This window comes from Pseudomonas sp. PICF141, assembly GCF_002286815.1.
Classification (GTDB): Bacteria; Pseudomonadota; Gammaproteobacteria; order Pseudomonadales; family Pseudomonadaceae; genus Aquipseudomonas.
In genome coordinates this window covers 75,996-82,499 of record NZ_MUNM01000014.1, presented here as the reverse complement: position 1 = coordinate 82,499, position 6,504 = coordinate 75,996, and the positions used below count along the sequence as shown (strand labels likewise).

At 53.4% G+C, this 6,504-nt stretch carries 8 protein-coding genes and 4 tRNA genes; all 12 read left to right on the top strand.

Translation table 11 applies throughout. The features are described from left to right. The first annotated feature begins 173 nt into the window (after positions 1-173). Complete coding sequence (gene birA, locus BZL43_RS01150; RefSeq protein WP_095630598.1) at positions 174-1,133, top strand: bifunctional biotin--[acetyl-CoA-carboxylase] ligase/biotin operon repressor BirA; 960 nt, start codon at positions 174-176, stop codon at positions 1,131-1,133. Continuing rightward, positions 1,123-1,872, top strand: coding sequence for a pantothenate kinase (locus BZL43_RS01145; protein ID WP_095630597.1), 750 nt, complete (start codon positions 1,123-1,125; stop codon positions 1,870-1,872). The genes birA and BZL43_RS01145 overlap by 11 nt, the downstream gene beginning before the upstream one ends. Positions 1,873-1,879: 7 nt before the next feature. Next, positions 1,880-2,317 (top strand): hypothetical protein, encoded by a 438-nt coding sequence (locus BZL43_RS01140; RefSeq protein WP_095630596.1) that lies wholly within the window; start codon positions 1,880-1,882, stop codon positions 2,315-2,317. A gap of 142 nt (positions 2,318-2,459) precedes the next feature. Then, a tRNA-Tyr gene (locus BZL43_RS01135) sits at positions 2,460-2,544 on the top strand. A 24-nt stretch (positions 2,545-2,568) separates the two neighbouring features. Further along, a tRNA-Gly gene (locus tag BZL43_RS01130) sits at positions 2,569-2,642 on the top strand. Positions 2,643-2,668: 26 nt separating this feature from the next. Next, a tRNA-Thr gene (locus BZL43_RS01125) sits at positions 2,669-2,744 on the top strand. A gap of 84 nt (positions 2,745-2,828) precedes the next feature. Beyond that, complete coding sequence (gene tuf / locus BZL43_RS01120) at positions 2,829-4,022, top strand: elongation factor Tu (RefSeq protein WP_007896619.1); 1,194 nt, start codon at positions 2,829-2,831, stop codon at positions 4,020-4,022. 53 nt (positions 4,023-4,075) lie between these two features. Next, positions 4,076-4,151: transfer RNA gene (locus BZL43_RS01115), tRNA-Trp, on the top strand. A gap of 45 nt (positions 4,152-4,196) precedes the next feature. Further along, on the top strand, positions 4,197-4,565 hold the full coding sequence (secE, locus tag BZL43_RS01110; protein ID WP_007896620.1) for a preprotein translocase subunit SecE: 369 nt from the start codon (positions 4,197-4,199) through the stop codon (positions 4,563-4,565). 9 nt (positions 4,566-4,574) lie between these two features. Then, entirely contained in the window at positions 4,575-5,108 is a 534-nt protein-coding gene (nusG, locus tag BZL43_RS01105) for a transcription termination/antitermination protein NusG (RefSeq protein ID WP_007933727.1), read from the top strand. 117 nt (positions 5,109-5,225) lie between these two features. Further along, a complete protein-coding gene (rplK, locus tag BZL43_RS01100; protein ID WP_008008888.1) occupies positions 5,226-5,657 on the top strand; it encodes a 50S ribosomal protein L11 in 432 nt (143 codons plus the stop codon). After that, a complete protein-coding gene (gene rplA / locus BZL43_RS01095; RefSeq protein ID WP_007896626.1) occupies positions 5,657-6,352 on the top strand; it encodes a 50S ribosomal protein L1 in 696 nt (231 codons plus the stop codon). Before rplK ends, rplA begins: the two co-directional genes overlap by 1 nt. Positions 6,353-6,504 lie beyond the last annotated feature (152 nt).

The window sequence follows — 6,504 nt, the reverse complement described above, 5'->3', positions numbered from 1 at the left end:
GTGGGGTTTCCCCATGTGAGAGTAGGTCATCGTCAAGATCAAATTCCGAAACCCCTATCTGCATCTGCAGGTAGGGGTTTTGTTTTGTCCGCAGGAAAATCTCGCTTGTGGGTTTCTATGCAACAGCCTGGGGCATGGCTATCATGCGGGCCTCATTGTGAGGCGAGACTTGCATGCTGACGTTGTTAAAGCTTCTTAAGGATGGTCGATTCCATTCGGGCCAAGCCCTCGGCACTGCCTTGGGGGTCAGTCGTAGCGCTGTATGGAAGCAGCTTCAGCACTTGGAAGCTGAACTCGGCTTATCCATACACAAAGTACGCGGTCGCGGCTATCAATTGGCTGCGCCGTTGACACTGCTTGATCCTGCGCAAATAAGCGCGCGGGCGCCTTCTTGTGAGTGGCCCATTCTAGTCTTCGATTCAATTGATTCTACAAATGCTGAGGCTTTGCGTGCTATTGAGCGTGGTCAGTCGGCACCCTTTCTGGTGCTGGCTGAGCGGCAAACGGCCGGTCGCGGGCGGCGAGGACGCAAATGGGTGAGCCCATTCGCGGAAAACATCTATTACAGCCTGGTGCTGCGCATTGATGGTGGGATGCGCCAGCTGGAGGGCTTGAGTCTTGTCGTCGGGCTTGCCGTGATGCAAGCCTTGCGGCAGCTTGGTGTTTCAGGCGTTGGGTTGAAGTGGCCAAATGACGTTCTTGTGGGGCAGCAGAAGATCGCCGGGATACTGCTTGAGTTAGTGGGGGATCCTGCTGATGTATGTCATGTGGTGATTGGGGTCGGAATTAATGTGAACATGCAGATGACCGATGAGGTTGATCAGCAGTGGACATCCATGAGGCTCGAGTCAGGTAAGGCGGTTGATCGCAATCATCTGGTTGCGGAGCTAGGGCTAATGCTTAAGACCTACTTAAATCGTCATCAGGCGGGCGGATTTTCGGCTATCCAGGCTGAGTGGGAGCAAAATCATCTATGGCAGGGCCGGGCGGTGTCATTGATTGCCGGTGTTCATCAGATAGATGGGGAAGTTCTGGGTATCGACAGTCAAGGTGCCTTGCGCTTAAAGGTGGATGGTGTGGAAAAGGTTTTTAGCGGTGGCGAGCTCAGTCTGAGGTTGCGTGATGATTCTTGAGCTCGATTGTGGAAACAGTTTCATCAAATGGCGCGTGCTCGGCGAGGATGTCCGGCGGGTAGTTGGCGAGGGGGTCGTTGATTCGAATTTCGCATTACTGGAGAGCTTGAAAGGGCTTAAGGGTCTCGCTCTCATGCATTGTCGTTTGGTCAGTGTCAGAACCTCCGAAGAAACCAATGCGCTGATATCACTGCTGACCGACGCTTTTGGCGTTTCCGTGGTGTGCGCGGCACCGGCTCGTGAGATGTCCGGGGTTCGAAATGGCTATGAGGAGTTCGAGCGGCTAGGGCTTGATCGGTGGCTTGCAATGCTCGGGGGCTTTCATCTGGCTTCGGGTGCTTGTTTGGTGCTCGACTTCGGTACGGCTGTTACGGCTGATTATATTGCAAAGGATGGTGAGCATCTCGGAGGATTTATCTGTCCGGGAATGCCTTTGATGCGCAACCAATTGCGCACCCATACCCGTAGAATTCGCTATGGAGATCTTGCTGCCGAGCGCGCGTTGGAGAGTCTTGTTCCAGGGCGCACAACCGTTGAAGCGGTCGAGCGAGGTTGTTTGCTAATGTTGAGGGGGTTTGTCCTGACTCAGCTAGAGTTGGCGCGCAATTATTGGGGAGAGGATTTCGCAGTCTTTCTGACTGGAGGAGATGCTGAGCTGGTCTCCGAAATTGTGCCCGAGGCCAGAGTGGTTCCAGACCTGGTATTTGTAGGTTTGGCGATGGCGTGTCCCTTATCCTGAGGTTTTTATGCGTTGGTTGTTCCTGCTGTTGCTTGTTCTCAATGTGTTCTATTACGTCTGGCACCAGCAGGAGGCTCCACTTCGCGCGAAAGATGTAACCCCCTTGAGTTTATATCGTGGTTCGCAGCAGGATATTCGTTTATTGAGCGAGGCAGCCGAGGCTCGAGACAAAGGAAAATCTGCGCAGACGGATAGCAATTGTTTCTATCTGGGAGGGGTTGCTCGACAGGATGTCGCCCAGGTGATTGAGCGTCGATTGAGTGACATGGATATCAAGTTCCAGCCCCTGCCGAAGGATCGCCCCGAATATCCTGGTTACTGGGTGCGTATATCCCCGGAAAGCGGGCGTTTGCTGGGTGACTCGCAGTTGCAAAACCTTTCTAGAGAATTCAATGAGTTAAAACATAAAATAATGCCATGCGAGGGGGTTGCACCCGTCGAATAGTTTGCATAGAATGGCGCCCGCTCCGCAGTGAAGACCTTTAACGGTCAGCAGTGCGAAGCGAGGTCAACGCAGCTAACCTCAGGTTTTTAATGAGAAAATGCTTGACAGAAGGCTGGCATGATATAGAATGCCGGCTCGCTTAGGAGGGGTTCCCGAGCGGCCAAAGGGATCAGACTGTAAATCTGACGTCTACGACTTCGAAGGTTCGAATCCTTCCCCCTCCACCATTTTTAGCGAGAGCTGCAAGCTCCGCGGGTATAGTTTAGTGGTAGAACCTCAGCCTTCCAAGCTGATGATGCGGGTTCGATTCCCGCTACCCGCTCCAAGTTTGCAGGTCCTGCAAAGTGTTACGCTCTTGTAGCTCAGTTGGTAGAGCACACCCTTGGTAAGGGTGAGGTCAGCGGTTCAAATCCGCTCAAGAGCTCCATATAACAAGGCAGATATGAAAATATCTGCCTTTGTTTTAATGGCTGATAGTACTTGCTTAATTCTTCTGCTAGGGGTGATTTCGATGGCTAAGGAAAAGTTCGAGCGTAACAAGCCGCACGTCAACGTTGGAACCATTGGTCACGTAGACCACGGCAAGACAACTTTGACCGCCGCTCTGACTCGAGTCTGTTCCGAAGTGTTCGGTTCGGCAAAGGTTGACTTCGACAAGATCGATAGCGCCCCGGAAGAAAAGGCTCGTGGTATTACCATTAACACTGCTCATGTTGAGTACGATTCGGCTGTGCGTCACTATGCGCACGTTGACTGCCCAGGCCACGCTGACTATGTGAAGAACATGATCACCGGTGCTGCGCAGATGGACGGTGCGATCCTGGTTTGCTCGGCTGCTGATGGCCCAATGCCGCAAACTCGTGAGCATATCCTGTTGTCCCGTCAGGTTGGCGTTCCATACATCGTTGTCTTCCTGAACAAGGCTGACATGGTTGATGATGCTGAGCTGTTGGAGCTGGTTGAAATGGAAGTGCGCGATCTGCTGAGCACTTACGATTTCCCGGGTGACGACACTCCGATTATTATTGGTTCGGCGCTGATGGCGTTGAATGGTCAAGACGACAACGAGATGGGCACCACCGCCGTCAAGAAGTTGGTCGAGACTCTGGATAGCTATATTCCGCAGCCTGAACGTGCTATCGATAAGCCGTTCCTGATGCCGATCGAGGATGTGTTCTCGATCTCTGGTCGCGGTACTGTTGTGACTGGTCGTGTTGAGCGTGGCATTGTTCGCATTCAGGAAGAAGTTGAGATTGTTGGTCTTCGTGACACTGTCAAAACTACTTGCACTGGTGTTGAGATGTTTCGCAAGCTGCTCGACGAGGGTCGTGCGGGTGAGAACTGCGGCGTTCTGCTGCGTGGCACCAAGCGTGATGATGTTGAGCGTGGCCAGGTTCTGGTCAAGCCGGGCACCGTCAAGCCGCACACCAAGTTCACTGCTGAGGTTTACGTTCTGAGCAAGGAGGAGGGTGGTCGTCATACGCCATTCTTCAAAGGCTACCGTCCACAGTTCTACTTCCGTACGACTGACGTGACTGGTAACTGCGAGCTGCCAGAAGGTGTTGAGATGGTGATGCCGGGTGATAACGTTCAGATGACCGTTACCCTGATCAAAACCATCGCGATGGAAGATGGTCTGCGTTTCGCTATCCGTGAAGGCGGTCGTACCGTCGGCGCTGGTGTCGTTGCAAAAGTCATCGAGTAAGTTGTTGTAATGTCTTTTTCGGGCCGGCATAATGGTCGGCCTGATTTTGTTTTAGGTCAGTAGCTCAATTGGCAGAGCGACGGTCTCCAAAACCGTAGGTTGGGGGTTCGATTCCCTCCTGACCTGCCAGATTCACTCGGTGTGTCTGGCTTTCTTTTCACAGGATCTTCATAGATGACTCCTAAAGCTGAAGCTCAAGGCTCTCGCTTCGATCTGCTCAAGTGGCTAGTAGTAGTCGCTTTGGTGGTTGTTGGCGTTGTTGGCAATCAGTATTACTCTGCTTCGCCGATCCTGTACCGCGTACTCGCTTTGCTTGTCATTGCTGCTGTAGCTGCCTTTGTAGGCCTGCAGACAGTCAAGGGCAAGTCTTTCTTTGTACTGGTTAAGGAAGCTCGCACCGAGATTCGTAAAGTCGTTTGGCCAACTCGCCAAGAAACCACGCAGACCACGCTGATCGTTGTGGCTGTTGTTCTGGTTATGGCGTTGCTGTTGTGGGGGCTTGATTCCCTGCTCGGTTGGCTTGTTTCCTTGATTGTCGGCTAAGGGTGTCCCGTGGCTAAGCGTTGGTACGTTGTGCATGCTTACTCCGGTTACGAGAAGCATGTCATGCGCTCGTTGATAGAGCGCGTAAAGCTGGCTGGCATGGAAGATGGCTTTGGCGAAATTCTGGTTCCCACTGAAGAAGTGGTTGAAATGCGTAATGGCCAGAAGCGCAAAAGCGAGCGTAAGTTCTTCCCAGGTTACGTGCTGGTTCAGATGGACATGAATGAGGGGACTTGGCACTTGGTCAAGGATACTCCTCGGGTGATGGGTTTTATCGGCGGTACTGCTGATAAGCCTGCGCCAATCACAGATAAAGAGGCAGAAGCGATTCTGCGTCGCGTTGCTGATGGTAGCGACAAGCCGAAGCCGAAGACGCTGTTCGAGCCAGGTGAGTCGGTACGCGTCAATGACGGGCCGTTTGCTGATTTTACTGGCACGGTTGAAGAAGTTAACTACGAGAAGAGCCGGATCCAAGTGGCAGTGCTCATTTTCGGTCGCTCTACTCCGGTAGAGCTAGAGTTCAGCCAGGTCGAAAAGGTCTAGCTGAGCAAGCATCCCAACCCCACAGCCCCAGGCTGTGGGGTTTTGTCGTCACTGGGATAAACGCGCAAGTAACCGGGGAGCCTTTCGAGGCGTTCGAACCCGTAATTGGAGTGCCTCATGGCCAAGAAGATTACCGCTTACATCAAGCTGCAAGTGAAGGCCGCTCAGGCTAACCCAAGCCCACCCGTTGGTCCTGCTCTGGGTCAGCACGGCGTGAACATCATGGAGTTCTGCAAGGCTTTCAACGCCCGTACTCAGGGTATTGAGCCAGGTCTGCCGACTCCAGTGATCATCACTGTCTATAGCGACCGTAGCTTCACTTTTGAAACCAAATCCACACCTGCTTCGGTTCTGCTGAAGAAGGCTGCTGGTCTGACTAGCGGCTCCGCTCGTCCGAACACCGTTAAGGTTGGCACCGTGACCCGTGCTCAGCTGGAAGAGATCGCGAAAACCAAAAACGCGGATCTGACTGCAGCTGATATGGAAGCAGCCGTGCGTACTATCGCCGGTTCTGCTCGTAGCATGGGCCTTAACGTGGAGGGTGTGTAATGGCTAAGTTGACCAAGCGTCAAAAGGCTATCGCCGGCAAAATCGAAGCAGGCAAGTCCTACAATTTTGTAGACGCTGCCGCTCTGCTGGCTGAGCTGTCGACTGTCAAGTTCAGCGAGTCGTTCGACGTTGCTGTAAACCTGGGCGTTGACCCGCGTAAATCTGACCAGGTTGTTCGTAGCGCTACTGTGCTGCCACACGGCACTGGCAAGACCGTTCGCGTAGCTGTGTTCACCCAGGGTCCAGCTGCCGAGGCCGCTCTGGCTGCCGGCGCTGACCGTGTAGGTATGGATGACCTGGCTGCTGAAATGAAAGGCGGCGACCTGAATTATGACGTAGTTATCGCATCCCCGGATGCAATGCGCGTTGTAGGTCAGTTGGGTCAGATCCTCGGTCCACGTGGTCTGATGCCTAACCCTAAAGTCGGCACCGTAACTCCAGACGTAGCTACCGCGGTTAAAAACGCCAAGGCTGGTCAGGTTCGTTATCGCACCGACAAAAACGGCATCATCCACACCTCCGTTGGCAAAGTTGGCTTCGATGCCGTCAAGCTGAAGGAAAACGTTGAAGCCCTGATCGCTGATCTGAAGCGTATCAAGCCAGCTTCCTCGAAAGGTATTTACGTCAAGCGCGTTACCCTGAGCACTACCATGGGTCCAGGTCTGGTCATCGACCAAGGCTCGCTCGACGCGTAAGACACAGGTTGGCGCAAGCGATTGCGCCAATGAAAGATTGGGGTCCCTGCCTGGCGGGGGCTATCCAAGACCGTAGGCGACGCAAGTCTTAAACCACAAGCCTACGCAGATGGTGCTCCCGGTTCCTTACCGAATCAGACACCAAAACGACA

Excerpts from the sequence above, each read along its gene's own strand:
- secE (WP_007896620.1), top strand. The coding sequence starts at position 4,197 with ATGACTCCTAAAGCTGAAGCTCAAGGCTCTCGCTTCGATCTGCTCAAG.
- tuf (WP_007896619.1), top strand. The coding sequence starts at position 2,829 with ATGGCTAAGGAAAAGTTCGAGCGTAACAAGCCGCACGTCAACGTTGGA.
- BZL43_RS01140 (WP_095630596.1), top strand. The coding sequence starts at position 1,880 with ATGCGTTGGTTGTTCCTGCTGTTGCTTGTTCTCAATGTGTTCTATTAC.
- rplA (WP_007896626.1), top strand. The coding sequence starts at position 5,657 with ATGGCTAAGTTGACCAAGCGTCAAAAGGCTATCGCCGGCAAAATCGAA.
- birA (WP_095630598.1), top strand. The coding sequence starts at position 174 with ATGCTGACGTTGTTAAAGCTTCTTAAGGATGGTCGATTCCATTCGGGC.
- BZL43_RS01145 (WP_095630597.1), top strand. The coding sequence starts at position 1,123 with ATGATTCTTGAGCTCGATTGTGGAAACAGTTTCATCAAATGGCGCGTG.
- rplK (WP_008008888.1), top strand. The coding sequence starts at position 5,226 with ATGGCCAAGAAGATTACCGCTTACATCAAGCTGCAAGTGAAGGCCGCT.